Origin of the sequence: Halorubrum saccharovorum DSM 1137, from assembly GCF_000337915.1 — an archaeon.
GTDB lineage: Archaea > Halobacteriota > Halobacteria > Halobacteriales > Haloferacaceae > Halorubrum > Halorubrum saccharovorum.
Genome location: NZ_AOJE01000059.1, coordinates 26,550 through 51,210 on the forward strand (window position 1 = coordinate 26,550; position 24,661 = coordinate 51,210).

General features: G+C 69.1%; 22 protein-coding genes. 9 read left to right on the forward strand and 13 right to left on the reverse strand.

What is annotated here, in order from left to right; all coding sequences use genetic code 11:
- Position 1: 1 nt before the first annotated feature.
- On the reverse strand, positions 2-1,021 hold the full coding sequence (locus tag C471_RS11060; RefSeq protein ID WP_004049046.1) for an ABC transporter permease: 1,020 nt from the start codon (positions 1,019-1,021) through the stop codon (positions 2-4).
- A 6-nt stretch (positions 1,022-1,027) separates the two neighbouring features.
- The gene (locus tag C471_RS11065) at positions 1,028-2,668 is read right to left on the reverse strand and encodes an ABC transporter substrate-binding protein (protein ID WP_004049048.1); all 1,641 of its coding nucleotides are present in this window, start codon (positions 2,666-2,668) and stop codon (positions 1,028-1,030) included.
- A 155-nt stretch (positions 2,669-2,823) separates the two neighbouring features.
- Here C471_RS11065 and C471_RS11070 point away from each other — a divergent pair, with 155 nt between their 5' ends.
- The 3 genes from C471_RS11070 to C471_RS11080 all read left to right on the forward strand — a co-directional run bounded on the left by C471_RS11070 (position 2,824) and on the right by C471_RS11080 (position 5,623).
- On the forward strand, positions 2,824-3,279 hold the full coding sequence (locus C471_RS11070) for a DUF7529 family protein (protein WP_004049051.1): 456 nt from the start codon (positions 2,824-2,826) through the stop codon (positions 3,277-3,279).
- 102 nt (positions 3,280-3,381) lie between these two features.
- The gene (locus tag C471_RS11075) at positions 3,382-4,095 is read left to right on the forward strand and encodes a phosphoribosyltransferase family protein (protein WP_004049053.1); all 714 of its coding nucleotides are present in this window, start codon (positions 3,382-3,384) and stop codon (positions 4,093-4,095) included.
- Between the two features lie 148 nt (positions 4,096-4,243).
- On the forward strand, positions 4,244-5,623 hold the full coding sequence (locus tag C471_RS11080; protein ID WP_004049054.1) for an NCS2 family permease: 1,380 nt from the start codon (positions 4,244-4,246) through the stop codon (positions 5,621-5,623).
- Between the two features lie 64 nt (positions 5,624-5,687).
- Here the strand turns inward: C471_RS11080 and C471_RS11085 are convergent, their stop codons facing one another.
- The gene (locus tag C471_RS11085; protein ID WP_004049056.1) at positions 5,688-6,179 is read right to left on the reverse strand and encodes a hypothetical protein; all 492 of its coding nucleotides are present in this window, start codon (positions 6,177-6,179) and stop codon (positions 5,688-5,690) included.
- A 148-nt stretch (positions 6,180-6,327) separates the two neighbouring features.
- Here C471_RS11085 and C471_RS11090 point away from each other — a divergent pair, with 148 nt between their 5' ends.
- Positions 6,328-6,582, forward strand: a complete 255-nt coding sequence (locus tag C471_RS11090) for a glutathione S-transferase N-terminal domain-containing protein (RefSeq protein ID WP_004049058.1) — start codon at positions 6,328-6,330, stop codon at positions 6,580-6,582.
- A 70-nt stretch (positions 6,583-6,652) separates the two neighbouring features.
- Complete coding sequence (locus tag C471_RS11095; protein ID WP_152421899.1) at positions 6,653-7,018, forward strand: DUF192 domain-containing protein; 366 nt, start codon at positions 6,653-6,655, stop codon at positions 7,016-7,018.
- Between the two features lie 30 nt (positions 7,019-7,048).
- On the opposite strand, the gene C471_RS11100 is transcribed toward C471_RS11095, so the two are convergent.
- Together C471_RS11100 and C471_RS11105 are read right to left on the reverse strand one after the other, a co-directional pair.
- Complete coding sequence (locus C471_RS11100) at positions 7,049-8,467, reverse strand: sensor histidine kinase (protein WP_004049061.1); 1,419 nt, start codon at positions 8,465-8,467, stop codon at positions 7,049-7,051.
- Between the two features lie 87 nt (positions 8,468-8,554).
- Positions 8,555-11,149, reverse strand: coding sequence for a DNA topoisomerase I (locus tag C471_RS11105; protein WP_004049062.1), 2,595 nt, complete (start codon positions 11,147-11,149; stop codon positions 8,555-8,557).
- A gap of 189 nt (positions 11,150-11,338) precedes the next feature.
- Here C471_RS11105 and C471_RS11110 point away from each other — a divergent pair, with 189 nt between their 5' ends.
- Positions 11,339-12,829, forward strand: a complete 1,491-nt coding sequence (locus C471_RS11110) for an aldehyde dehydrogenase family protein (RefSeq protein ID WP_004049063.1) — start codon at positions 11,339-11,341, stop codon at positions 12,827-12,829.
- A gap of 48 nt (positions 12,830-12,877) precedes the next feature.
- Here the strand turns inward: C471_RS11110 and C471_RS11115 are convergent, their stop codons facing one another.
- Together C471_RS11115 and C471_RS11120 are read right to left on the reverse strand one after the other, a co-directional pair.
- Complete coding sequence (locus C471_RS11115) at positions 12,878-14,089, reverse strand: DR2241 family protein (RefSeq protein WP_004049064.1); 1,212 nt, start codon at positions 14,087-14,089, stop codon at positions 12,878-12,880.
- Between the two features lie 2 nt (positions 14,090-14,091).
- Positions 14,092-14,961, reverse strand: coding sequence for a CbiX/SirB N-terminal domain-containing protein (locus C471_RS11120; RefSeq protein WP_004049065.1), 870 nt, complete (start codon positions 14,959-14,961; stop codon positions 14,092-14,094).
- 127 nt (positions 14,962-15,088) lie between these two features.
- Between C471_RS11120 and C471_RS11125 the strand changes: the two genes are divergently transcribed.
- Complete coding sequence (locus C471_RS11125; RefSeq protein WP_049909322.1) at positions 15,089-15,634, forward strand: DUF7523 family protein; 546 nt, start codon at positions 15,089-15,091, stop codon at positions 15,632-15,634.
- Between the two features lie 90 nt (positions 15,635-15,724).
- Positions 15,725-16,531 carry a prephenate dehydratase gene (gene pheA, locus C471_RS11130; RefSeq protein WP_004049067.1) on the forward strand — a complete coding sequence of 269 codons (807 nt, stop codon included), beginning with the start codon at positions 15,725-15,727 and terminating at the stop codon, positions 16,529-16,531.
- A gap of 109 nt (positions 16,532-16,640) precedes the next feature.
- Here the strand turns inward: pheA and cysS are convergent, their stop codons facing one another.
- Together cysS and ilvA are read right to left on the reverse strand one after the other, a co-directional pair.
- Positions 16,641-18,134 carry a cysteine--tRNA ligase gene (gene cysS / locus C471_RS11135; RefSeq protein ID WP_004049068.1) on the reverse strand — a complete coding sequence of 498 codons (1,494 nt, stop codon included), beginning with the start codon at positions 18,132-18,134 and terminating at the stop codon, positions 16,641-16,643.
- Positions 18,135-18,217: 83 nt separating this feature from the next.
- Positions 18,218-19,504: a threonine ammonia-lyase gene (ilvA, locus tag C471_RS11140; protein ID WP_004049069.1), complete on the reverse strand. Its 1,287-nt coding sequence runs from the start codon at positions 19,502-19,504 to the stop codon at positions 18,218-18,220.
- Positions 19,505-19,708: 204 nt separating this feature from the next.
- On the opposite strand from ilvA, the gene C471_RS11145 reads away from it, so the two are divergent.
- On the forward strand, positions 19,709-20,134 hold the full coding sequence (locus tag C471_RS11145; RefSeq protein ID WP_004049070.1) for a hypothetical protein: 426 nt from the start codon (positions 19,709-19,711) through the stop codon (positions 20,132-20,134).
- A 38-nt stretch (positions 20,135-20,172) separates the two neighbouring features.
- On the opposite strand, the gene C471_RS11150 is transcribed toward C471_RS11145, so the two are convergent.
- From C471_RS11150 to C471_RS11165, 4 genes are all read right to left on the reverse strand, one after another.
- Positions 20,173-20,580 (reverse strand): DUF6276 family protein, encoded by a 408-nt coding sequence (locus tag C471_RS11150; protein WP_004049071.1) that lies wholly within the window; start codon positions 20,578-20,580, stop codon positions 20,173-20,175.
- Positions 20,581-20,632: 52 nt separating this feature from the next.
- Positions 20,633-21,328, reverse strand: a complete 696-nt coding sequence (locus C471_RS11155) for a V-type ATP synthase subunit D (RefSeq protein WP_004049072.1) — start codon at positions 21,326-21,328, stop codon at positions 20,633-20,635.
- Between the two features lie 131 nt (positions 21,329-21,459).
- Positions 21,460-22,881 carry a V-type ATP synthase subunit B gene (locus C471_RS11160; RefSeq protein ID WP_004049073.1) on the reverse strand — a complete coding sequence of 474 codons (1,422 nt, stop codon included), beginning with the start codon at positions 22,879-22,881 and terminating at the stop codon, positions 21,460-21,462.
- Between the two features lies 1 nt (position 22,882).
- A complete protein-coding gene (locus tag C471_RS11165; RefSeq protein ID WP_049909324.1) occupies positions 22,883-24,661 on the reverse strand; it encodes an ATP synthase subunit A in 1,779 nt (592 codons plus the stop codon).

Below are 24,661 nucleotides of genomic sequence, written 5' to 3' on the forward strand. Positions count from 1 at the left end.
ATCAGTGGACCACCCGCGGATTGAGGTACGCGTACAGCGCGTCGACGAAGATGTTGATCAGCACGAACCCGGTCCCGATCACGATCAGCGACCCCTGGATCAGCGGCCAGTCGCGGACGTTGATCGAGTCGATGACCAGCGTGCCGAGGCCGGGCCACGAGAACACGGCCTCGGTGATCACCGCGCCGCCGATCAGGGTCCCCAGCTGGAGCCCCAACACGGTGACGATCGGGATGAGGGTGTTCTGCAGCGCGTGTTTGTACTGGATCAGCGACTCCGGGAGCCCCTTCGCGCGCGCCGCCCGGACGTACGGCTGCCCGAGCTCCTCGATCATCCCGCTTCGGGTCAACCGGGTGACGAGCGCGGTGAAGTACGTGCCGAGCGTCACCGCCGGCAGCGCGATGTGCCACAGCCACGTCCACAGCCCGTCGAGGAACGCGCCGACGTCCATCGGGGCGGCGAGCCCGTTCTCGACCGTGACGAGGAACGCGAACGTCTCGAAGAGGCCGATCGGCCGCCGGCTCGTCGGGAAGATATCGAGCTGCACCGACAACACCAGGATGAGCATGATCCCGAGCCAGAAGTTCGGGGTCGAGATGCCCACGAGCGAGAACAGGGTCGCTCCGTAGTCGGCGGGCTCGCGCCGTCGCGTCGCGCTGATGACGCCGAGCGGGATGGCGATGACGATCGCGACGACCGTCGCCGCGACCGCGAGCTCGACGGTGGCCGGCACGCGGGCGAGCACGATGGTGCTCGCCTCCGTCCCGCGGAGGTACGAGTACCCCATGTCTCCCTGAAGCAGCCCGACGATGTAGTCGACGTACTGGACGTACAGCGGCTGATCGAGCCCCAGATCCGCGGCTATCTGTGCGCGAAGCTCGGCGCTCGCGTCCAGCGGCGCGACGAACGTCACCGGGTCGCCGGGGGTGATGAATCGCAGTAGGAACACTGCGGTCACGACCCCCCACACGACCAGCACGCCTTGGATCCCGCGTTTCAGGAGGAACCGTCCCAGCGCCATCGAACCTTAGTTTTCGCCCGGCAGGTTTTGGGACTCGGACATGAGCTCGTCGACCTCCTCGTCCCCCCGGTAGCTGGAGAGCGCTCCGTCAGAGGTGAGAAGGGGGATGATCGTCTGGCTGGCGTCGAACGTGGTGTTCCCCCAGCCGAGCAGGTAGAAGTGCGGCATGTTCTCGATGTCGCCGCTCGTCACCTCGCCCGCGAGCGAGGCGAAGTCGCGCTGCTCGACCTGGCAGGAGACGTTCGAGAGTTCGTCGATCTGGCTGGCGACCGCCTGCGCGATCTGCACGTCGCGGAGGTACCGACCCACGGGCGTTTCGAGGGTGATCTCGACGCCGGCGTGGCCGGAGTCCTCGACGAGCTGTTCGGCCTGCTCGACGTCTTGCGGGTACGGGCCGACCTCCCCGTTGTAGCCGACGAACCCTTCGAGCGTGGGCTGGCCGGTCGCGTCGGCGAACCCCTGGAGAATGTTCTCGATGATGCTGTTCAGGTCGATGGCGTAGTTCAGCGCCTGCCGGAACTCCGGGCTGGAGAACGGCTCCACGTCGTACCGCATGGCGTTGAAGATGACGCGGGTGCTCGGCACCGCCGTGATCTCCGTACTGTCCTCGTCTCGGACGCGGCTCACTTCCTGCGGCGGCACGTTGACGACGAGGTCCGTCTCGCCGGCGAGCAGCTGCGAGACTCGCGTGCTCGACTCGCTGGTCGCGCGGATCGTCAGCTCCTCGATCTCCGGCGCGTCGCCCCAGTAGTCCTCGTAGGGCTCGTAGACGATCTCCACGTCCTGCTCGTACTCGACGACCTGGAACGGGCCGGTCCCGTTCATGTCGGAGTTGATCTCCGAGGAGTCGCGCGACTCGATCCAGTCCTGCTGGACGACCTTACAGTACGAGGCGAAAAGCGAGAACACGATCGGGTTGATCCCGTCGGAGGTGACCTCGACGCCGCCGTCGACGACTTCGGCGCCCGTGACGCCGGCGAGCTGGTCGCTCTGCGGGCTCTCGATCCCGACCTCGCTATCGACGACGCGGTTGACGCTGTAGGCGATGTCCGAGGGCTGGAGCTCGTCCCCGTTGTGGAACGTGACGCCGTCGCGTATCTCGAACCGGACGCGGCCCTCTTCGAGCCGCTCGTAGTCGGTCGCGAGCGCGTCGATGATGTCGCCGTCGGCGTTGCGGCCGAGCACGCCGTCGTGGGCCTGCACGACGATGTTGTCGGTCGGCGTCTCTCGGTGGTCGTGGGGGTCGAGCCCCGAGTCCATCGACGACTGGGTGATGGTGACCGACGGCTCGCCCTCGGTCACCGAGATGGCCTGGGCCTCGATCCGCTCGTCGCGGCGGGCGGTCCAGTCGAGCCGGCTCGCGATGCCGTACACGCTGTACTGGCGGTTGAGGAAGATCCACGGAGCGCGCTCGTTGAGCCGGAGGTTCGCGCGCTGGAGGTGCTCCTCGCGGGTCTCCGGCTCCGGGAGCTGCTCTCCGTCCTCGCCGTCGGTGCCGTCGGAGCCGTCCGACCCGTCGCTCCCGTCGCTTCCATCACTTCCGTCGCCGCCGCTGTCCGAACAGCCGGCGAGCCCGACGGTGGCTGCAGTGCCTCCGACGTATTTGAGGTACGTCCGGCGGTTCACGTCCGAGTCATCGCGTAACATAGGCAGTTCAATACTATCGGGGGACATAAGGGCTGTGGTCACGTGACACGACGTTTAAGCGTCTAACACCGCCTCTGCCGTCTACTCGTCCGTCTCATGTTCGCCCCGAGGACGCGCGAGGAAGGTTTAATTCCCCGCGGCGACGCCTCCCCCTTATGAGCAGAGCCGATCTCGGCGAGCGGTGGCAGCGCGTGTTCGACGACACCGAGGCGACCGCGGCGGAGTACCGCGACCGCGGCTGGGAGGCGATCGCGCTCCATCCCGGCGACGTGAACCCGATCGCCGACGAGGCGCGGCTTCACGTCCTGTTGCCCGGGTCGGAGTTCGACGAGGCGGACGAGCTGCTCTCCGGGGTACAGATCGAATCGGTTCGGGTGTACGCGGCGGCGGGCGAGACGGTAAGTTACCGGCTGGTCGTCGCCGAGAGCGAGACGGCGGAGGTCGCCGTCTGCGTCCCGACGTTCGTCCTCGACTCGGACAGGGAAGCGCTCGAAGCGGCCGCGGCCGACGCGGACCGGCTGACGCTCCGGCTCCGCCCGCTCGACGACCGCGACCGCGTCGAGTTCGCGATCGACGATCCGGATATCTTCTTCCGAGATCCGGAGGAGTAACGCCGGTCGCGCCGCGTGTGACGGCCCCGAACACACGTTCATGGCGATCGCTCCGTCCGGCGACTTCGACGTATTCATACTTGTGCGATCACGATCATCTACATGAACCGAGCAGAGAAGGCCGCCCTCCAGCTGCAGGCGGTCGCCGTGTTGCGGATGCTGAAGGAGACGCGAACCTACGAGGAGCTATCCGAGGTGACCGACCTGCCCGCGGGCGACCTGAACCGGTACGTCAACGGCCACGTGCTCCCCGGTACCGACCGCGCGAGCGAGGTCGTCGAGGCGGTCGGTCGCGACGCGCTCGCCGACGAACTCCTCGCCCGCGTCGAGTTCGACGACGAGGGGTACGTCGACAACTCCGGCGTCGTCTTCGACCAGTCGTTCCTCGACCTGGTCGCGCCCGTCGCCGCGGAGACGTTCGAGTTCGAGTCGCCGGACGTGGTGCTCACCGCCGCCACCGACGGGATCACCCTCGGCGCGGCGATGGCCTCCTTCTTCGACGCGCGGCTCGCGTACGCCAAGAAGTCGAAGGAGACCGCCGTCGAGGAGTTCATCGAGTCGCGCCAGCGGCTCGCCTCGGGCATCGAGCTCACCTACTACCTCCCCGCGAGCGCGATCGACGCCGGCGACACGGTGCTCGTCGTCGACGACCTGATCCGGTCGGGCGAAACGCAGGAGCTACTCTTAGACATCGCCTTACAGGCCGACGCCGACGTCACTGGCGTGTTCACGCTCATTGCCGTCGGCGACGAGGGGATGGAGCGTGCGCGAGCGATCACCGACGCTCCGGTCGGCGCGCTGACGACGTTCGAGTGAGCGCGGCCGCGCCTTTGAGTACACACGTTCGCGCATTTCTATAGGCGTGTCGACGTTTCAAACCGGGTTTATACACATGAACTTGTGTATCTTGCGCTAACGTTCAGCAAAGCTTATCACTCGATCCCGGGGAACACTCACCCGTTCAATGGGGCTTACAGACACGCTCGCTGCGCAGTTCGACCTAGATGGGCACGACTCCGACGTTCGGACGGAACTGATCGCGGGGGTCACTACCTTCCTCGCGATGTCGTATATCATCGTGGTGAATCCCGCGATCCTCTCGGAAGCGATCCAGATCGAGGGGTACAGACAGGGCGAGGTGTTCCAGATGATCGCCATCGCGACGGTCCTCTCGGCGGCGATCGGAACGGTCGTGATGGCGCTGTACGCGAACCGGCCGTTCGGACTCGCGCCCGGCCTCGGGCTCAACGCCTTCTTCGCGTACACGGTCGTGCTCGGGCTCGGCGTCCCGTGGCAGACGGCGCTGGCCGCCGTCTTCGTCGAAGGGGTCCTGTTCATGCTGCTCACCGCGGTCGGCGCGCGCGAGTACGTCATCCGGCTGTTCCCCGAGCCGGTGAAGCGGTCTGTCGGTGCCGGTATCGGTCTCTTCCTGCTTTTCATCGGCTTTCAGGAGCTCCAGATCGTCGTTCCCGACGAGTCGACGCTCGTCACGCTCGGCGGGATCTTCGGGAACCCGTGGGCGATCCTCGGCCTGCTCGGAGTCGCGTTCACCTTCGGCCTCTGGGCCCGCGGGCTCACGGGTTCGATCGTGATCGGTATCGTGACGACCTCCCTCGTCGGCTGGGGGCTCACCTTCGCCGGCGTCTTCGCCCGCGGCACGGTCACGCCGGAGACGCTCCCGAGCGCGCAGTACGACATCACGCCCCTCGCGGGCGCGTTCGTCGACGGGCTTGGGCAGATCGATCCCCTCACGTTCGTCCTGGTCGTGTTCACGTTCTTCTTCGTCGACTTCTTCGACACCGCCGGGACGCTCATCGGCGTCTCGCAGTTCGGTGACTTCCTCGACGAGGACGGCGACCTCCCCGACATGGACAAGCCGCTGATGGCGGACGCGGTGGGGACGACCGCCGGCGCGATGCTCGGCACCTCCACGGTGACGACGTTCATCGAGTCGTCGGCCGGCGTCGAGGAGGGCGGCCGCACCGGCCTGACGGCGCTTGTCATCGCCGGCCTCTTCGTCGCGTCGCTCGCGGTGATACCCGTCGTCGCCGCCATCCCGGCGTACGCCTCCTTCATCGCGCTGATCGTCGTCGGCGTGATGATGCTGCAGGGGCTCGTCGAGGTCGACTGGGACGACCCCGCGTGGGCCGTCTCGGCCGGCCTCACCGTCACCGTGATGCCGTTCGCCTACTCGATCGCCGACGGGCTCGCCGCCGGTATCATCGCCTACCCGCTGATCAAGGTCGCGGTCGGCGACTACGACGAGGTCGCGCTCGGGCAGTACGTCATCGCGGCGCTGCTGGCGCTGTACTACGTCCTGCAGACGCGCGGCGTCATCCTCTAACCCCCGGCGCCACCCGCTTCGCGCGGACCGCTGCGCTCTTCCTCGCCGCCATCCGCCGCCCCAGCTACGGCGCGGTCACGACGAATTCGTCGAACTCCCCGTCCTCGGTGACTTCGACGGTGTCGGGGACACCCATGTCGAACGTCAGCTCGACCCGGTAGGAGTCGGCCGCGATGTCGTCCGTGCACTCCTCGCCCGCCTCCGGATCCCGCCGACCGACCACTCGGACGGTGGCCGCGCTCCCCCCGGGCTCGTACGTCGCGCGCTTCAGCGCGACCTCTCCGCACGAGCTCGACGAGTAGCTGACCGTCCCCTCGACGGTCACTACCGACGCCTCCTCGTCGAACGCGACTCGAGGCGGCTCGTCGGCCGCCGGCGCGTCGTCGATCCCGAGCGTGATCGTCGCGTCGCGGAGCTCGGTGGGGCGGTCGGGATCGCCGGACGCGGGCTCATCGCCCCCGTCTCGGGTGCCGTCACCGAGCGATCCGTCGAGACAGCCTCCGAGCGACGACGTGACGGCGATTCCGGCGCCCGCGAGCAGCGTGCGGCGGTTCATGTCCCTACGCCCGCCTTGCACCGGTATATGCTTTCCAGAGGCTGAAAGCGGTGTTTCACCCTCCCGTCCGGCGTCCGTCCGGCGTCCGTGCGCGCCGCGCGCACCGCCCACCGTACTTCTTTACGCGTCTGTCCCCTATCCCACAGTGATGACGGACCTGACGCTCTACGAACTGGAAGGGTGCCCGTACTGCGCGAAGGTGAAGACCAAGCTCGCCGACCTCGACCTAGAGTACGAGTCGGTGATGGTGCCGCGGTCGCACGGCGAGCGCACCGAGGTGGAGGCGGTCTCCGGCCAGACCGGCGTCCCCGTCCTCGTCGACGAGGCGAACGGGATCGAGGGGATGTCCGAGAGCGACGACATCGTGGAGTACCTCGAAGAGACGTACGGCGACGCGAGCTAGGCGGTTCGCCGGCCGCTTCCGACGCCGTATTGCCGGCCGATCGCGAGTCTATTTATCCGGTGCCCGCAACGTGCCCAGCGTGCGACTCGTCCACCGCAGTGGCCGATCCAACGCCCCGTCGACGCCCCTCGCGAGCGACGTCGACGTGGCGCGCTCGACGCTCGAACAGGGTCGCGGGCTGATGTTCCGCCGGTCGATCCCCGACGACTACGCGCTCGTGTTCCCCTTCGACGCCCCGGACACGCAGTGGCTCCACATGCTGTTCGTCCCCTTCGCGATCGACGCGCTGTGGCTCGTCGACGGCGAGGTGCAGAAGGCGAAGCGGCTCGCACCGTTCGTCGGACTGGGCCGCGGCCGCGCGGACACGGTTGTCGAACTCCCGGCCGGCGCGGCCGACGAGGTCGCCGTCGGCGACGAGGTCCGGCTCGTCGAGTGACCCGGCGTCAACACCGCCCGACGACCCGGCTCACTCGTCGTCCGGTGTCCGGAGATCCATCTCGATCCGCGTCCCGCCGGCCGACGCGGAGCCGATGTCGAACGACCCGCCGCCGGCGCTGACGATCCAGTTGACGTACCAGAGGCCGAGTCCGCTCGCGTGCTCCAGCGGCGTCTCCTCGCCGGTGAGCACCGACCGTTCGGCCGGGGGGATTCCCGGGCCGTCGTCGGCGACGACGAGCGACGCCCACGACTCGCTCGGGAGCTCGGCGGCCGTGATCTCGACGCGCGGGCGCTCGGCCTCACTGTGTCGGATGGCGTTGTCGACGAGCTCCGTGATCGCCTCGGCCAGGTAGCCGATCGCCGACACCGTGACCCCCTCTGGCACGTCGACCTCGATGTCGGCGCCCTCGCGGAGCTCCGCCGGGAGCGAGATCAGCGCCTCGTCGACCGCCTCGGCGAGGTCGAGCCGGGTGGGCGCGGGCCGGTCGGAGAGCAGCCGCTCGACGCGCCGAGAGGTCTCGCCGACGCGGAGCAGGCGCTCGGCTGTGTCGACGACGCGTTCGAGCTCCGTCGCCAGATCCGGGTCGTCGACGGACTCGATGGCCCGCTCCGTGAAGCCGGTCACCACGTTGAGGTCGTTCCGGAAGTTGTGCCGGAGGACCCGTGTCAGGACGGCCAGCCGCTCCTCGCGGAGCGACGCCTCGGTGCGGTCCTCGCCGACGCCGATCGCACCGGTGACCTCGCCGTCGTCCACGATCGGCCCCAGCGCGAGCCGGTACGGGACGCGCTCGCCGGACCGCGTCAGAAGCGTCGCCTCGCAGTCGGCCGGCTCGCGATCGCGGTACACGCGCCGAAGCGCCTCGGCGACGCCGTCACGGGTCTCGTCGTCGAACAGCACCGTCAGATCGGTCCCCGACAGCTCCTCGCCGTCGCGTTCGGCGTCGGCGGCGAGCCGGTCGTTCCAGCGCGCGAGCGTCCCGTCCACGCTACACTGGAACAGCGCGGCGGGAACCGTCGAGGCGACCGCGTCGACGACGCGCAGCTGCGACCGGAGGCTTTCCTCGGCGGTGACGCGATCGGTCACGTCGGTCAACCCGACGATCAGCCACCGCTCGTCGGCGATCGTCGTCGCGTGGAGCGACACGGCGAGGCGGCGACGCCCCCGCTCGTCGACGGTCTCCCACTCGAACTCGGTGACCCCCTCACGGTCGACCGCGTCGTCGACGACCGCGCCCACCGGATCGCCGTCGACCGTCTCGTCGGTCTCATCGAGGTCCGTGAGCCCCATCAGCGTCAGGGTCCCGCGGTCCTGCCCGATCAGCTCGGCCGCCGGCGCGTTCGCCGCTCGGATCGCGTGCGTCTCCGGATCGCAGGCTAACGTCGGCGTCGGAATCGCCTCGACGAACGACCGAACCACGCGGGGTGTCGCCTCGCCGTCACGATCCATTCATACCCGCTTCACGAGCTCAGAGCTTATAAACGGCGAGGGACGCACCGCCGTGGGGGAGTCCGCCGTCGCCGACGGGGAGTCCACTCAGTCCGCCTTCGCCTGCCAGTCGCGGACCGTGTCCGCGCCCACGCCGTCCACGTCGGCCGCCAGATCGTCCGGATCGATCGACTTGAGGTCGTCGACGCCGTCGACGCCGGCGTCTTTCAGCTTCTCCGCGGTCTTCTCGCCGATCCCCTCGACGGTCTGGAGCTCCGAGCCCTCCTGCCGGGCGGTGAACTCCCGGTAGTTGCAGATTGGACAGCCGAGCTCCCACGGCTCGTCGCCGGAGTGGATCCGGAGGTGCGGGAGGTCGTGCTCCTCGCAGGTCTCGTCGGTGACCTCGATCTCGCCGCGCCGGGGGAGCGGGAGCGAGTAGTCGCAGTCGGGGTAGCGCGTGCAGCCGACGAGCCGGGAGCCGGAGCGGAGCCGTTTGATGGCCAGCTCTCCGCCGTGCTCCTCACCACATTCGGGACACGTTCCGATCACCTCGTCCTCCTGCTCGTCGGCCTCGTCGGCCTTACACTGCGGGCAGCCGTGGACGAACGTCTTCCGGCCCGCGAGCATCTTCACCTGTCGGAGGTCGTGCTCCTCGCAGGTCTCGTCGAGGATGAGCGGCTTCCCCGTGGAGGGGAGCGGCAGGGTGTACTCGCAGTCGGGGTAGCCGTCGCAGCCGACGAAGTACGACCCCTGTCGGGACTTCCGGACGAGGAGGTCCTCGCCGCACTCGGGACAGGGGCCGAGCGTCTTGTCCGCCTTCAGCGACTTCTGGAGGTGGTCGCCGACCGCCTCGCGCGACTCGGTGAGGTCGTCGAACACGCGGTCGAGCAGCTCGCGGGACTCCTCGGTCACCTCCTCGTACTCCTTCTCGCCGGCCGCGATCGCCTGCATGTCTCGCTCCAGCTGGGCGGTCATCTCCTCGCTCACGATGTGCTCGGCGAACTCCTCGGCCGCCTCGACGACCGCCTCCGCGAGTCGGGTCGGCCGCGGCGGGTCGCTCTCGATGTAGTTGCGGTCGTACAGCTTCTCTAAGGTGCGGTGGCGGGTCGCCTTCGTGCCGACGCCGCGCTTCTCCATCTCCTCGATGAGCCGGGACTGGCCGTACCGGCGGGGGGGCTGGGTCTCCTTCGCGTCCGTCCGCCGGTCGGTGAGCGCGAGCGTCTCGCCGACCTCGACGTCGGGGACGATGCGCTCGTCGCTGGAGCGGTACGGGTACACGTCGTGGTAGCCGGCCTCCAACAGGCGCTTCCCGTTGGCCTTCAGCCGAAGCCCGCCGTCGGCGGCGAGGTCGCCGGGACCGGTCGCCTCGTCCGGGTCGCGGAGGGCGGCGAGCCCGTCGGCGCGCTCGGCGATCGGAGTCGCCTCGCCGTTCGCGAGCGCGACGACGCGGAGCCGCTCCCACGTCGCGGGCTCTGCGCAGGTCGCGAGGAAGCGGCGGACGATCAGCTCGTACACCTCCCACTCGTCCTCCGAGAGGTCCGAGGCCGATGGGAGCTCGCCGGTCGGGTGGATCGGCGGGTGGTCGGTGGTCTCCTCGTCGCCCTCGGTGGGCTCGATCTCCTCCCGGTCGAGGAGGCTCTTCGCGTCCGTCCCGAACGTCGAGGCGGCCGAGAGCTCCTCGATCAGCTCGCGGGGCTCTAAGTCGTCGGGGTACACCGTGTTGTCCGTCCGGGGATACGTGACGTAGCCGGCGGTGTACAGGTCCTCCGCGAGCGACATGGCGCGCTGCGCGGAGTAGCCGAGCGAGCCCGCGGCGCGGATGAACGCCGTGGTGTTGAACGGGGTCGGCGGGTCGTCGGTACGAGTGCGGCGGCGCACGTCGTCGACGACGGCATCCTCGGCCGCGTCGAGCGCCTCCGTGAGCACCTCGGCGGCGTCGCCGTCCCAGACGCGCTCGGCCTCGTTGCCCTCGTCGTTCAGGTAGAAGTATCGCGCCTCGAAGGGGTCGCCGCCGGACTTCGTCAGGTTCCCGTACAGCTCCCAGTAGGATTCGGGGTCGAACGCCTGGATCTCCCGTTCCCGGTCGACGATCAGCTTGAGGGTCGGCCCCTGCACCCGACCCACCGAGATGAAGTCGTCGCCGAGCTGGCGGGCGGAAAGCGAGAGGAACCTGGTGAGCGCCGCCCCCCACGTGAGATCGATCACCTGTCGGGCCTCCCCGGCGGCCGCCAAGTCGAAGTCGAGCTCGTCGGGGTTCGCGAACGCCTCTCGCACCTCGTTCTCGGTGATCGACGAGAAGCGGACCCGGTCGATGGGAGCGTCCTCGTTCACCTCGCGCACCAGCTCGTACGCCTCCTTGCCGATCAGCTCGCCCTCGCGGTCGTAGTCGGTCGCGATGACGACCCGGGAGGCGTTGCGCGCGAGCTTGCGGAGCGCGGCGACGATCCCCTCCTGCGTGGGCTCTTTGGTCACCGGCGCGTCGATCAGCTCGACGGGCTCCACGTCGCGCCAGTCGTTGTACTCGGCGGGGAAGTCGACGCCGACGACGTGGCCCGAGAGGCCGATACAGCGCTTGCCGCCCCACTTGTACACGTTCACGTCGTTCTCCCGCTCCGCCGTCGCGGACTCGCCGCTCAGGATGTCGGCGATGCGACGCGCCGCGTTGTCCTTCTCCGTGATGATAAGCTCGGGGCCGCGACTCATTGCCCCGAGGTAGGCCGCTCTCCCGTCTAAAGCTTTCGCGATGCCTGATCGCACGCACGCGCGTGCGATCGCCAGCGAGCGACGCCGGTCGACGCACCGCTGCCGAGGATCTGTCGCCGAGCTGTGATCCGGGCGATGCTACTCCTATCGGCCGCCTTTTCCCTTATTCTACCGTTTGGTAAAACACAGATGTCGACCGACCTGTCCATCGACGCCGACTGGAGCGCGCAGTACATCGACGGCGAGTGGGTCGCCGCCGGCGACGACGAGACCATCGCCGTCGAGGACCCCTCGACGCGCGAGGTCGTCGCCGAGGTGCCGAGCGCGACCGAGGGCGACGTCGACGACGCCTACGAGGCCGCGGCCGCCGCACAGGAGGGGTGGGCCGAGGCCCCGCCGGCGCAGCGCTCGGCGGTCGTTCAGCAGTTCCTGCAGGCCTTACAGGAACACGACGAGGACGTGGTCGACCTGCTGGCCAACGAGGTCGGCGGCTCGGCGATCATGGGCGAGACCTCGATCCAGATCGCGTCCGACCACGCCGGCGAGGCCGCGACGCTCCCGCGCCGGATGAAGGGCGAGCGCGCCGAGTCGAACATCCCCGGTAAAGAGAACGTCGTCGAGCGGGGGCCGAAGGGCGTGGTGACGGTGATCTCGCCGTGGAACTTCCCGCTGAACCTGAGCGCGCGAGCGGTCCTTCCCGCCATCGCCGCCGGGAACGGCGTCGTCCTCAAGCCGTCGACGAACTCGCCGATCACGGGCGGGCTGCTGTTCGCGCGGCTCTTCGAGCAGACCGACCTCCCCGACGGCGTGATCAACGTCGTCACCGGCCGCGGCTCCGAGATCGGCGACCGCGTCGCCAGCCACCCCGAGAGCGACGTGGTCTCCTTCACCGGCTCCACGTCGGTCGGCCGGCGCGTCGCGGGGCTCGCGGGCGAGAACCTCGCGGTGCCGGCGATGGAGCTCGGCGGCAACAACGCCCACGTCGTCACGAGCGACGCCGACGTCGACCGCGCCGTCGACGCGGCGACGTTCGGCTCCTTCGTCCACCAGGGACAGGTGTGTATCTCGATCAACCGTCACGTCGTCCACGAGGACGTGTACGACGAGTACGTCGCGAAGCTCACCGAGCGCGCCGAGGAGCTCCCGGTCGGGAGCGCCCACGAGCCCGACACCGTCGTCGGCCCCATCATCGACGAGTCTCAGCGCGACGAGATGCTGGGGTACGTCGACCGGACGATCGAGGCCGGCGCGACCCTCGAAACCGGCGGCGAGACTGCCGACATCGACGGCGTCGACGACTCGCTCGTCGTGAAGCCGACGGTCCTCTCGGGCGTCGCGAACGACATGGCCGCGGCGTGCAACGAGCACTTCGGCCCCATCGCGCCCGTCATCCCGTTCTCGGACGTCGACGAGGCGGTCGCGATCGCCAACGGCACCGAGTACGGGCTCTCCGGCTCCGTCCACGCCGGCGACCTCGCGGTCGCCAAGGAGATCGCCGGCCGCATGGAGACCGGGAACGTCCACATCAACGACCAGCCGATCAACGACGAGGCGCACGTCCCGTTCAGCGGGATCGGCGCGTCGGGCGTCGGCGAGTACAACAGCGACGCGTTCCTGCGAGAGATCACGGAGACGAAGTGGATCTCCGTCCAGCACGAGCCGCGCGAGTACCCGATCTGAGGGAATCTCTCGAATAGGCCGCCGAAAACGGCGATCGCGCCGCTTCCGCTACTCCTCGTCTCCCGTCTCGGCTGGCTCGGTCGGCACGCCGCCGAGGTTCCCCTCGTCGTCGAACCGCTTGGCGCGCAAAAAGCGGGTGCGGTAGCGGTTCGCCCCCTCCTTCGTGTCGGCCTCGCGGATCTCGTCGATCCGGCCGTCGGCGACCGCGTCGATGATGTCTTCGACCTGCTCCTTCTCGCTCGGCGTCAAGTCGAACTCGTAGGTGCGGGGCCGTTCGCTCTCCAGGCGGGTCCACTTGCGCGCGGCGCTCACGACGACCGAACAGGGCTCGCGGCAGGGGAAGGCGCCGTCGCCGCCGTCGACATTGAGGTCGGTCTCGTCGTCGTACTCCCACTCGCGCCGTTTCAGACACTGCGAGTCGTCGCAGCACGCCTCCGCGACCCAGTCGACGTGCTCGTGGCCCTCGCCCCGGTCCCACGTCTTCACGACGCCGTAGATGCCGGACTGCCGCTCCATCGTCTCGCGCCAGTGGCTCACGTCGAGTTCCCCCTCGCGCTCCCGGTGCCAGTTGGCGACCGTCGCGGGGTAGACCGTTTCGACCGCCTCGTAGGCGTCACGCGGGCCGAGGTCGGGGAAGACCCAGCCGCCCGCGAGCGTCGGCGCGGTCTTGAGGGGGCGGTACCGCCCCTTCTCGTCGAGCTTGACGAGCTCTCGGGCGTCGAGCGGGTCGTCGTAGCGGTCGAGTTCGTCGACCGGAACGCCCGCGTCGTCGGCGTGGCGCACGTCGTACCGGCGCTCGCCGCGGTCGGTGACCGTGGCCGTTATCTTCAGCTCGCCCCACGCGCGCTCGATCCCCTCGGCGAGCGCGGCGTATCGAGTCGCCACCGTCGCGCCGTCGGCGTCCTCCAGCCAGCGCAGGAACGCGCGGCGGGGGCCGAACTCGCCGACGACGCGCTCGAAGGCGTACCAGTCGGTGACCGCGGGAGCGCGCTCGTCGAGCGCCTCGTGGAGCTCGCGCTCGCTCACCCCGGTCTGGCGGTCGCCGTCGGCGGGGTCGAGGACGTAGCCCCCGTCGTCGCGCGCGACGCTGAACCCCTCGAAGCGGAGGGGGTCGTTCGGATCGCGCCCGTCGAGCGCGTCGAGCACCGCGTCGAAGGCGTCGCTCGGGAGGTCGATACTGGGGACCTCCGGGGCGGTCTCGGTGTCGTCGTCGGCCGCGGCGCCCTCGTCTGCGGTCGCGTCGGAAGTGGGTTCCGGCACGGTCAGTCCCCCGTGGCGACGCGGGTCGTCTCGCGCACGTCGTCGAGCGCGGTCCCGAGGTCGGCGCCGGCGTCGGCCGCGCGCTCAAGGATCACGTCCGCCATCAGCGGTTCGGTGCCCACCGCGCCCGCGTACCAGATCCGAGTGCCGTCGACCTCGGTGGGCACGTCGTACCCCTCGGTGTGGTCCTCGCAGAGCCCGACGTCCTCCGGGATGTCCTCCTGGGTGTGGTAGCCGTCGGCGATGAAGAGGGGGACGAGGACCACGTCGTCGCTCTCGAAGTAGTCGGGAAGGTCGTCGACCTCGGGGTCCTCGTCCATGTACAGCGCCTTCACCTCGTCGAAGCGGTCGCGCTCGGCGATCCGGTCGGCGTGGTACTCGATCGCCTTCGCGCTGTTCTCGTTGCGCTCGGTGCCGTGGCCGACGACGGCGAGGCCGAACCCCTCGCCCACGTCGGGGTCGCCGGTCACCGACTCCGCGCGCCGGACGATCACGTCGGTCATCGCGCGGTGGGTCCCCACCGGGCCGCAGTAGTGGACCTCGTGGTCGATGTCCTCGGCGACGAGGGTGGCCTGGTCGGCGGAGAGGCCGTCGGAGTCCCACTCCGAGACGTCCCAGCCGTCGAGCCGGAGCTCGCGGGGGATCACCTGCTCGGTGAAGTACCCCTCCGAGACGAACAGCGGGACGACGTAGATCTCGTCGCCTTCGACGGTGCGGAGCACCTCTCGGAAGTGCGGTTCCTCCTTCCAGAAGCCGGTCTTCACCTCGTCGAAGGCGCCGGTCGCGCGGATGGTGTCCGCGTGGTCGTACGTCGGCGCGCTCGACCCCGGATTGAGGTGTGAGCCGTGTGCGACGATGACGAGCGACTGCATACACGCGCTGGGGGCGCGCCGCTCTTAGGGACTTCGGCACGTCCGGGGTCGCGGGAACCCGACGCCCGTCTCTCGCCCCGAGACCGCGATCGAAACCGCCATGGCGACCCGCGCCGCAGGTCCGGCCATGTCGCTCGCAGCCGAGACCCGCGAGGCGGCCCGGGCGCGCCCCTTCGTCCTCGACGCGCTCCGCGCCGGCGTTCTCAACCACAGCGCCGCCGCCGCGTGGCTGGCCGACGACGCCGGCCTCGACGGCGACGCCGACGCGATCGCGACCGCGCTTCGACGGTTCCGCGAGGAGCTGCCCGACTACGGGACCGCCGACCGCGCCGCCAGCGTGTCGATGCGGAGCGGGGTGGCGGTCGTCGATTCCGATGAGGCGGGTGCCGACGGCGGTGACGACACCGACGCCACCGATCCCGGCCCCCTCCTCCGCGTCGGCGGCGCGGCGGTCGTCCCGGAGGGGCGAGACACCGCGATCCTCGCGACCGGCGCGGTCGACGCCGCGGCGCTCGGGGCGGTCCTCCGCCGTCTCGCGGCCGCCGATGTCGCGGTCGAGGCCGCCGGCGTGGCGGCGGAGACGCTCGTCGTCGTCGTTGGACGGCGCGACGGCGCGACCGCGGTCCGGGTCGCGGAGGCGGCGCTGGCGGCAGTTCCGGTCGACGAGGGCTGAGTCACCGATCGGCCCCCTGTCTCCCGTCTCTCCAGTCAATATCCGTGCGACCCCGCACGCTTTTCTAACGCGGTCTGATAGGTAGGGTCGATGAACGCCGTCACGCTCGGTCCCGCCGGTACGTACTCGCACCGCGCGGCGCGGGCCGTCGCCACCGAGGTGTCGTTCCGCGAGTCGGTCACCGCCATCGTCGACGCCGTCGCGGCCGGCGAGTTCGAGCGGGGAGTCGTCCCCATCGAGAACAGCATCGAGGGATCCGTCTCGGAGAGCCTCGACGCCCTGGCCGACCACGACGTGGCGGTCACCCGCGAGGTCGTCACCCCGATCCGCCACGCCCTCCTCGCGCAGGAGCCGGAGTTCGATGTCGTCGCCAGCCACTCGCAGGCGCTCGCGCAGTGTCGCAACTGGCTGGAGGCCAACCACCCGGACGCCGGCCTCGAAGCGGTCGCCTCCACGGCTCGCGGGGTCGAGCGCGCCCGCGAGGACGCCCGAATCGCCGGGATCGGCCACCCGGACAACGCCGGCGACGACCTCACGATCCTCGCCGAGGACATCCAGGACCGCACCTCCAACGCGACGCGCTTCCTCGTCGTCGCGCCCGAGTCCGCGCGCTCCGACGCCGGCGGGAAGACGACCCTGATCGTCTACCCGAACGCGAACTACCCCGGCCTCCTCTTGGAACTGCTGGAGGCGTTCGCCGACCGCAACCTCAACCTCTCGCGGATCGAGTCGCGTCCGAGCGGCGAGCGACTCGGCGACTACCTGTTCCACTTCGACGTCGACGCCGGCCTCTACGAGGCGCACATGGCGAGGGCGGTCGAGGACATCGAGGCGATCGCCGACAACGGCTGGGTCAAGGTGCTCGGGTCGTACGACACCGAGCATGTGTTGGAGTAGAGCTCTTTCTCGGCGACACGCGGCGCGCGCCCCCGAGTGGCCGCGAGGCCACGAGGAGCGCACGCGAGTCTGAGGAGGTGTGTGGTTGCAGGTGTGGGCGGGCTTCGGCTCACTCGAACCGGTACGTCGCGCCGTCCGGGCCGTCCTCGATCTCGACGCCGACTTCGGCGAGCGCGTCCCGGAGCTCGTCGGCGCGCTCGTAGTTGCCGGCCTCGCGCTCGGCCTCGCGCACGTCCAGCACCAGCTCGACCAGCTCGCCGGCCAGATCGACGTCGCCGTCGGTCGTCGACCCGAACTGGAGGCCCAACACGTCGCCGGCGAGAGCCTCGAACGCCTCGACAGCGTCGCGGAGGCCGCGGTAGTCGTAGGCGGACCCGGGATCGCCATCCTCGACGCCGTCCACGTGCCGGTTCACCGCGTCGGTGAGGTCCAAGAGCGCCGCGGTCGCCTCCCGGAGGTTCAGGTCGTCGTTCATCGCGCTCGCGAAGTCGTCGCGAGCGGTTTCGACGGCCTCGCGAAGCGCCTCGTCCTCGGCCTTCGCGCGGGCCTCGGTGGAGTCGAGCGCCTCGACGGCGCGGTCGTAAGTGCGCGAGAGGCGCTCCCAGCGCTCCTCCGCCTCGGCGATCGTCTCCTCGGTGAGCGCCTGCTCGGAGCGGTAGGCGGCCCCGGCGTAGAAGGTGCGGATCACGTTGACGCCGAGCTCGTCGAGGGCGTCCGGGACGGTCCAGAAGTTACCGATCGAGGAGGACATCTTCTCGCCCTCCATCTCCAGCAGGCCGACGTGGAGCCAGTGGCGAGCGAACGTCTCGCCGGTGGCGGCCTCCGACTGCGCGATCTCGTTCTCGTGGTGGGGGAAGACCAGGTCGCGCCCGCCCATGTGGATATCGAGGGTGTCGCCGAGGTGCGTCGTCGACATCGCCGAGCACTCGACGTGCCACCCGGGGCGGCCCTCGCTCCACGGCGACTCCCACGTCTCGCCCGCGGGCGGATCGTCGCCGTGGTCGTGTTTCGCGTGCTCGCGCGCGGCGGTCTCGCTCACGCCGTCGGCCTTCCACAGCGCGAAGTCCGACGGGTTGCGCTTCTCCGAGCGCTCGTCGGGCTCGCCCTGCGCCTCTAGGTCCTCGACGTTCTGGTTCGAGAGCTTCCCGTAGCCGTCGAACGCGGTCACGTCGAAGTAGACGGAGCCGTTCGACTCGTAGGCGTACCCCTTCTCGATCAGCGTCCCGACGAGCTCGCGGATCTCCGGGACGTGTTCGGTGACGCGGGGGTACACCTCTGCGCGCAACAGGTTCAGCCCGCGCATCGCGTCGAAGACGGTCGCCGTGAACGTCTCGGCCACGTCGCGCTCTTCGGTCCACTCGTCGCGCTCGCCGACGCGGGCCGTGATCTTCTCGTTGACGTCGGTGACGTTCTCGACGTGGCGCACGTCGTAGCCGACGTGGTCGAGCCACCGGTGGAGCACGTCGGCGTGGAACCACAGGCGGGCGTGTCCGAGGTGGGGGTCGTCCGACACCGTCAGGCCGCAGACGTACAGCGTGACGTCGCCGTCGGCCGTGAACTCGACGCGCTCGTCTTCCAGGGTGTCGGTAACGACGAGACTCATTACCGGGTGATCGCCGGGGTGCGACTTTTACCCGTCGGATCGAGCGAGACCGCCGTCCGGGTATCGGCCACTCGCCTCGTTTCTCACGTTTCCTGCGTCGTCCACGTCACCTCGTAGCCCGCCTCGCGCACCGCGTTCAGGACCCGATCGACGTGGGCCGGACCGTTGGTCTCCACCTCGAACACGAGGTCGGCGTCGCCGACCGGCAGGTCCGGGCGGCTGCGCTCGTGGCGCACCGTCCGGATGTTCGCGCGCTCCCCCCCGATCAGGGTGGTGATCTCCCCCATCGTGCCGGGCGTGTCGTCGATCCGGACGGAGAGCTCGATCAGCTGATCGCGGTCGACGAGGGCGTGCGTCACCACCTCCTTCAGCGTCGTGACGTCGATGTTGCCGCCACAGAGCAGCGGGACCACCGTCTCGCCGGCCAGATCGAGTTCGTCGACGGCGCCGTCGTCGAGGAGGGCGGCCGCGGCGGTCGCGCCCGCGCCCTCGACCATCTGCTTCGCGCGCTCCAAGAGCAGCAGGATGGCGCTCGCCACGTCGTCGTCGCTCACGACGACCACCTCGTCGAGATGTTCCTTCAACAGGCCGAAGGTGAGGTCGCTCAGCCCGCCGGTCGCGATCCCGTCGGCGATGGTGTCCGGTTCCTCGCGCGTCACGAGCTCGCCGGCAGCGAGGCTCTCCGAAAGCGTCGAGGCGCCCTCGGTCTGGACGCCGACGACCCGCGTCTCGGGCGAACGCGCCTTGACGGCGGTCGCGACCCCGCCGGCGAGCCCGCCGCCGCCGACCGGGACGAGCACCGTGTCCGCGCCGGGCACCTGATCGAGCACCTCGAGCCCGAGCGTCCCCTGTCCGGCGACCACGTCCGGGTCGTCGAACGCGTGGACGAACCGCGTCCCGGGGTCGTCGGTCAGCGTCTGCGCGTGCGCCATCGCCTCCGGGAACGCGTTCCCGCGGAGCACGACCTCGGCGCCGTACCCGCGGGTCGCCTCGATCTTCGCCGCCGGCGCCGACTCCGGCATCACGATCGTCGCGTCGATCCCCGCCCCCGACGCCGCCAGCGCGACCCCCTGCGCGTGGTTGCCGGCGCTCGCGGCCACGACACGCTCGACCGCGGACTCTCGGTCCCGGCTCTCGTCGTCCCCTCCGTCTCCCTTCCCGGACCCGTCGACGGCCCGAGAAATCGCGTTGTACGCGCCGCGCGTCTTGAACGAGCCGGTGCGTTGGAGGTGTTCCATCTTCAGGCGCACGTCGGCGCCGCACCGCTCGCTCAGCGATCGACTGCGCTCGACGGGCGTGCGCTGGACGATCGCCGCCGGTTCGAGCCGGTCGGCGGCGGCCTCGATATCCGTGATCGTGACGGAAGACATGAGCGCGGTGTTCTCGGGGACTCCGGAAAAGGACTCGGTTACGGAACGGAGTCACCCCGATCTCGCCGTGCCCGTGACGGCGTCTCACCGCTTCCCGAGCGCCTCTTCGAACACCCGTCGCGCGAGCCCCGACCGGGGCGAGTGCGATTGCGGTCCGACCGGACCCCACCCGTGCGCTTATGTCGTCGAGGTCGAAGCAGAGGTATGAACCCGTTCGTCGCCGTCATCCTCGTCGGCGTCCCGCTCGCGTGGCTCGTCAGCTTCGCGGTATACGCGTACCTCGACGCGCCGAACCACGGGATGGACCGGCGGAAATGGGCGCTCATCTGCTTTTTCGTCCCGCTCTTCGGCTTCTTCGCGTACGTGTTCGAGCGAGGCGAACGCGATTACGATCCGTCCGAGGACCCCTACGCAGCGGGACGCGACGCGCGCAAGGCCGGCCTCGCCGTCCACGAGCGACGGCGCGGAGAGAAGGCGATCGGGCCGGCCGGGTCCGAGGCCGACGACGGCGGGGACGGAGATGGAAGTGGAGATGGAAGTGGAGATGGAAGTGGAGACGGAAGTGGAGACGGAAGGGGAGACGGAGACGAGTGGAACGATCCCGACGGGATCGACATCGACGACGGCTGATCCGAGGGCTCGACCGAGTTAGAGGGCGGCCGTCCCGCCTACAGCATGTCGAGCAGCGCCGACCGCCGCCGTCCGAGGTCGAACGTGGCGTCGGCGCCGTCGAGGCGCTCGAAGAAGGCGAAGGCGTCCGCACCCGACCGCTCCGCGTGCTCGACGAGCGCCTCGATCGACGCCCGGTTGAGGGCGAGCGACTCCAACTGGCCGCAGGCGAGCGCGAGCGCGACGCCGGCCTCGCCGGCGGGGAACGCGGGATCGACCGCCGAGAAGTCGGGATCGGTGTCGTCGGTTGGGGCGTCGTCGTCGGGCCGATCGCTAGCCGTGGCGGCGGCCGGGAACGTCCGGAGACAGCGCGTGCAGATCGCGGTCAGCGGGTCCGGCGCGTGCTCGCGGAGCGCGGGCGGAACGGCGAACGCGACGACGGCGGCGTCGCAGTGGGGACAGGACATTGCGACGAGAGAGACGATCGATGGACGCGGGAACGAAGCGATTCGGGGGTGTTCAGTCCGCGGGCTCCGGATTCTCGGTCTCGGCCGCGGCGGCCTCGGCCTCGGCCTCGGCTTCCGCCTCCTCCTCCTCTTTTTTCGCCTTGATCTTCTTCATGCGGAAGATCTCCTCGCGCTCCTGCTCTTCGAGCTTCTGCTCGATGTACTCCTGGTTCTCGTACAGGGTCGGAAGAAGCGTGAACTCCAGCGCGTTCACGCGGCGCTTGGTGGTCTCGATCTCCGTGAGCATCTTCTTCATCGCCGTCTCCACCTCGGCGGCGAGGATGATCTTCTCTAACAGCTCCTCGTAGGCGTCCGCGGCCTCGTCGATCCGCGCCGAGGAGCCGAGCAGCCCGTAGCCTCGCTCGTCGAGGCTCTTCTTCACCTTCGAGGACTCGATCTGCGGGACCACGACGCCCATGATATTCTTCGACTGGGTCGTGATCTCCGGGTGTTCTTTCAGCGCCGCGGCCGCGCCGCGAACGGCCACGTCGCCCTCCATCGCGCGGGCCATATCGATCTTCCGCTGGGCCGTCTCGTAGTTCTCGGACACGTCCGATCGGACGTCCTGCGCCTGATCGAGGATGTCCATGAACTCCATAATGAGGCCGTCACGCTTCTGTTCGAGCGTGTCGTGACCGCGCTCGGAGAGCTCGATGCGGTCCTCGATCGCCATCAGGTTCTTGCGAGTCGGTTTGACGTCCTTGGCCATCTTGTTGGGGAACGGTTCCGCTCCGAGGCGGATAATTCTTTTCAGTCGTGACGTGTCGGTGCTCACCGCGACGGCGATAAGCGGTGCTCCGGGGAGAAGTCTCGACGAGGGATAGCGAGGAAAGCCGCCGATCAGTCGGCCGCTTCGACGACCTGGCGCTCCGAGTCCTCCTCGCGGTAGTACTCCTCGATGAACTCCTCGTCGATCCGGTTGAGGGCGTCCTTCGGGAGCATCGAGAGCAGGTCCCAGCCGATCTCCAGCGTCTCCTCGATGTCGCGGTTCTGGTCGAAGCCCTGGTCGACGAACTCCGACTCGAAGGCGTCCGCGAAGTCGAGGTACTTGTTGTCGAGCTCCGACAGCGCCTCGCGACCGACGATGTTCACGAGGTCGCGAAGGTCCTCGCCCTCCGCGTACGCCGCGAACATCTGGTCTTTCACGTCGGCGTGGTCCTCGCGGGTGAGCCCCTCGCCGATCCCGTCGTCCATCAGCCGAGACAGGCTGGGGAGGACGTTGATCGGGGGCTGCAGGCCCTGACTGTTGAGGTCGGGGTCGACGTAGATCTGCCCCTCCGTGATGTACCCGGTCAGGTCCGGGATCGGGTGGGTGTCGTCGTCGCCCGGCATCGTGAGGATCGGGATCTGCGTGACCGACCCCTCACGGCCCTGAATCCGCCCGGCGCGCTCGTACAGCTGCGCCAGGTCGGTGTACATGTATCCGGGGTAGCCGCGTCGCCCCGGGACCTCCTCGCGGGCCGCCCCGATCTCCCGGAGCGCCTCGCAGTAGTTGGTCATGTCCGTCAGGATGACGAGGACGTGGTAGTCCTTCTCGAAGGCGAGGTACTCGGCCGTGGTGAGCACCATCCGCGGGGTGACCGTCCGCTCGACGGCGGGGTCGTCCGCGAGGTTCATGAAGACGACGGACCGCTCCAGCGCGCCGGTGCGCTCGAAGTCCTCCATGAACTCGTTGGCCTCCTCCTGGGTGATCCCCATCGCGCCGAAGATGACGGCGAACTCCGAGCCCTCCTCGTCGTCGCCTTCCTCCTCTTCGGGCACGCTGGCCTGTCGGGCGATCTGCATCGCCAGTTCGCTGTGCGGCTGGCCGGAACTGGAGAAGATCGGGAGCTTCTGGCCGCGGACGAGCGTGTTCATCCCGTCGATGGCCGAGACGCCCGTCTCGATGAACTCCTCGGGGTACTCCCGGGAGTACGGGTTGATCGCCGCGCCGACGATGTCCTGTCGCTCCTCGGGGACGATCTCCGGACCGTCGTCGATCGGACGGCCGGAGCCGTCGAGGACCCGTCCGAGGAGGTCCTCGGTGACGGGCATCTTCATCGTCTCGCCCAGGAAGCGGACGGACGCGTTCTGGTCGATACCGGAGGTGCCCTCGAACACCTGGATGGCGACGACGCCCTCCGAGGATTCGAGCACCTGTCCGCGCAGCGTCTCCCCCTGTGCCGTCTCGATCTCGACGATCTCGTCGTAGCCGATGGCCTCGTCGACCTCGGCGTACACGAGGGGACCGCTGATCTCGGTGATGGTCTGATACTCTTTCATGTTAGTAGAGGCTCCGGAGTTCCTCGGTGATGTCCGCTTTGAGCTCCTCGACGTACTCCTCGTAGTCCTCCTGGACGCCGATCCGGTTGATCCGGGGGGCGCTCTCGGTGTCGACGATCTCCTCGACGGGGACGCCCGCTTCGAGCGCCTTGAACGCCTCGTCGTTGAACGTCTCGATCGTCGTCAGCATGAGGTACGTCTTCTCCGGCGGGCAGTACGTGTCCACCGGGTGGAACGCGTTCTGCTGGAGGTACGCCTCGCGCAGGTAGCGGGCGACCTCCAGGGTGAGCTGCTGGTCGTCGGGCAGGGCGTCCTTCCCGACGAGCTGGACGATCTCCTGCAGCTCGGTCTCCTCGTCGAGCACGTCGACCGCCCACTGGCGCTTCTCCGCCCAGTCGTCGGCGACCTCGTCTTCGAACCACGGGTCGAGCTGGTCCTTGTACAGCGAGTACGACTCGTTCCAGTTGATCGACGGGAAGTGGCGGCGCTCCGCCAGGTCCGCGTCGAGCGCCCAGAACGTCTTCACGATGCGCAGCGTGTTCTGGGTGACCGGCTCGGAGAAGTCGCCTCCGGGCGGCGACACCGCGCCGATCGCCGAGACGGAGCCCTCCGTCCCGTTGACGTTCTCGAAGTAGCCGGCGCGCTCGTAGAACTGCGCGAGCCGGGCGGCGAGGTACGCGGGGTACCCCTCCTCGCCGGGCATCTCCTCCAGCCGGGAGGAGATCTCGCGCATGGCCTCCGCCCACCGCGAGGTGGAGTCGGCCATCAGCGCCACGTCGTACCCCATGTCGCGGTAGTACTCGGCGATCGTGATTCCCGTGTAGATACAGGACTCACGCGCCGCGACGGGCATATTCGAGGTGTTCGCGATGAGCGAGGTCCGCGCCATCAGCGGGTTGCCGTTGGCCGGGTCCTCCAGCTCGGGGAAGTCCTCGATGACCTCGGTCATCTCGTTGCCGCGCTCGCCGCAGCCGACGTAGACGATGATGTCCGCGTCGGCGTACTTCGCGAGCTGGTGCTGCGTGACCGTCTTCCCGGAGCCGAACGGCCCCGGAATCGCGGCCGTCCCGCCCTTCGCGATTGGGAACAGACCGTCGAGGATGCGCTGGCCGGACACCAGCGGCGTCCGGGGCGTCTTCTTGTTCTCGGAGGGACGCGCCTCGCGGACGGGCCACTCCTGGTGCATCGAGACGTCCGTGCCGTTGGCGAGCTCGGCCACCGTCTCGGTGACGTCGAACGAGCCAGACTCGACGGCGGTGACCTCGGTGGTCTCCCCCTCGTCGAGGGCGTCCGGCGGCACCATCACCTTGTGGTCGATGGTGACCGTCTCCTCGACGACGCCGACCACGTCGCCGCGGCCGACCTCGTCGCCGACCTCGACGGTGGGCTCGAACTCCCACTCCTCCTCTAAGTCGATGCCGGGCGCGTCGACCCCGCGGTCGAGGTACGGACTGCCCATCTTTCCCTCCAGCACGTCCAGCGGACGCTGAACGCCGTCGTAGATGGCGTCCAGCATCCCCGGACCTAGGTCGACCGACAGCGGCTCGCCCGTGTTCTCGACGGGCTCGCCGGGGGCGACCCCGGAGGTCTCCTCGTACACCTGAATGGTCGTGATGTCGCCTTCGATCTCGATCACTTCCCCCATGAGGCCTTCGTCGCCGACGTAGACGACGTCGTTCATGCGGGCGTCGAGGTCGCGGGCGCTCACGACCGGACCGCTCACGCTTTGGATAACACCGTCTTCGCTTGGGGTGGTCTCCGTGGATTCTGCTTTACTCAT

Bases quoted from the DNA above. Each gene is read 5' to 3' on its own strand.
- C471_RS11060 (WP_004049046.1), bottom strand. From the start codon at position 1,021: ATGGCGCTGGGACGGTTCCTCCTGAAACGCGGGATCCAAGGCGTGCTG.
- C471_RS11065 (WP_004049048.1), bottom strand. From the start codon at position 2,668: ATGTTACGCGATGACTCGGACGTGAACCGCCGGACGTACCTCAAATAC.
- C471_RS11070 (WP_004049051.1), top strand. From the start codon at position 2,824: ATGAGCAGAGCCGATCTCGGCGAGCGGTGGCAGCGCGTGTTCGACGAC.
- C471_RS11075 (WP_004049053.1), top strand. From the start codon at position 3,382: ATGAACCGAGCAGAGAAGGCCGCCCTCCAGCTGCAGGCGGTCGCCGTG.
- C471_RS11080 (WP_004049054.1), top strand. From the start codon at position 4,244: ATGGGGCTTACAGACACGCTCGCTGCGCAGTTCGACCTAGATGGGCAC.
- C471_RS11085 (WP_004049056.1), bottom strand. From the start codon at position 6,179: ATGAACCGCCGCACGCTGCTCGCGGGCGCCGGAATCGCCGTCACGTCG.
- C471_RS11090 (WP_004049058.1), top strand. From the start codon at position 6,328: ATGACGGACCTGACGCTCTACGAACTGGAAGGGTGCCCGTACTGCGCG.
- C471_RS11100 (WP_004049061.1), bottom strand. From the start codon at position 8,467: ATGGATCGTGACGGCGAGGCGACACCCCGCGTGGTTCGGTCGTTCGTC.
- C471_RS11105 (WP_004049062.1), bottom strand. From the start codon at position 11,149: ATGAGTCGCGGCCCCGAGCTTATCATCACGGAGAAGGACAACGCGGCG.
- C471_RS11110 (WP_004049063.1), top strand. From the start codon at position 11,339: ATGTCGACCGACCTGTCCATCGACGCCGACTGGAGCGCGCAGTACATC.
- C471_RS11120 (WP_004049065.1), bottom strand. From the start codon at position 14,961: ATGCAGTCGCTCGTCATCGTCGCACACGGCTCACACCTCAATCCGGGG.
- C471_RS11125 (WP_049909322.1), top strand. From the start codon at position 15,089: ATGTCGCTCGCAGCCGAGACCCGCGAGGCGGCCCGGGCGCGCCCCTTC.
- pheA (WP_004049067.1), top strand. From the start codon at position 15,725: ATGAACGCCGTCACGCTCGGTCCCGCCGGTACGTACTCGCACCGCGCG.
- cysS (WP_004049068.1), bottom strand. From the start codon at position 18,134: ATGAGTCTCGTCGTTACCGACACCCTGGAAGACGAGCGCGTCGAGTTC.
- ilvA (WP_004049069.1), bottom strand. From the start codon at position 19,504: ATGTCTTCCGTCACGATCACGGATATCGAGGCCGCCGCCGACCGGCTC.
- C471_RS11145 (WP_004049070.1), top strand. From the start codon at position 19,709: ATGAACCCGTTCGTCGCCGTCATCCTCGTCGGCGTCCCGCTCGCGTGG.
- C471_RS11150 (WP_004049071.1), bottom strand. From the start codon at position 20,580: ATGTCCTGTCCCCACTGCGACGCCGCCGTCGTCGCGTTCGCCGTTCCG.
- C471_RS11155 (WP_004049072.1), bottom strand. From the start codon at position 21,328: ATGGCCAAGGACGTCAAACCGACTCGCAAGAACCTGATGGCGATCGAG.
- C471_RS11160 (WP_004049073.1), bottom strand. From the start codon at position 22,881: ATGAAAGAGTATCAGACCATCACCGAGATCAGCGGTCCCCTCGTGTAC.
- C471_RS11165 (WP_049909324.1), bottom strand. From the start codon at position 24,661: ATGAGTAAAGCAGAATCCACGGAGACCACCCCAAGCGAAGACGGTGTT.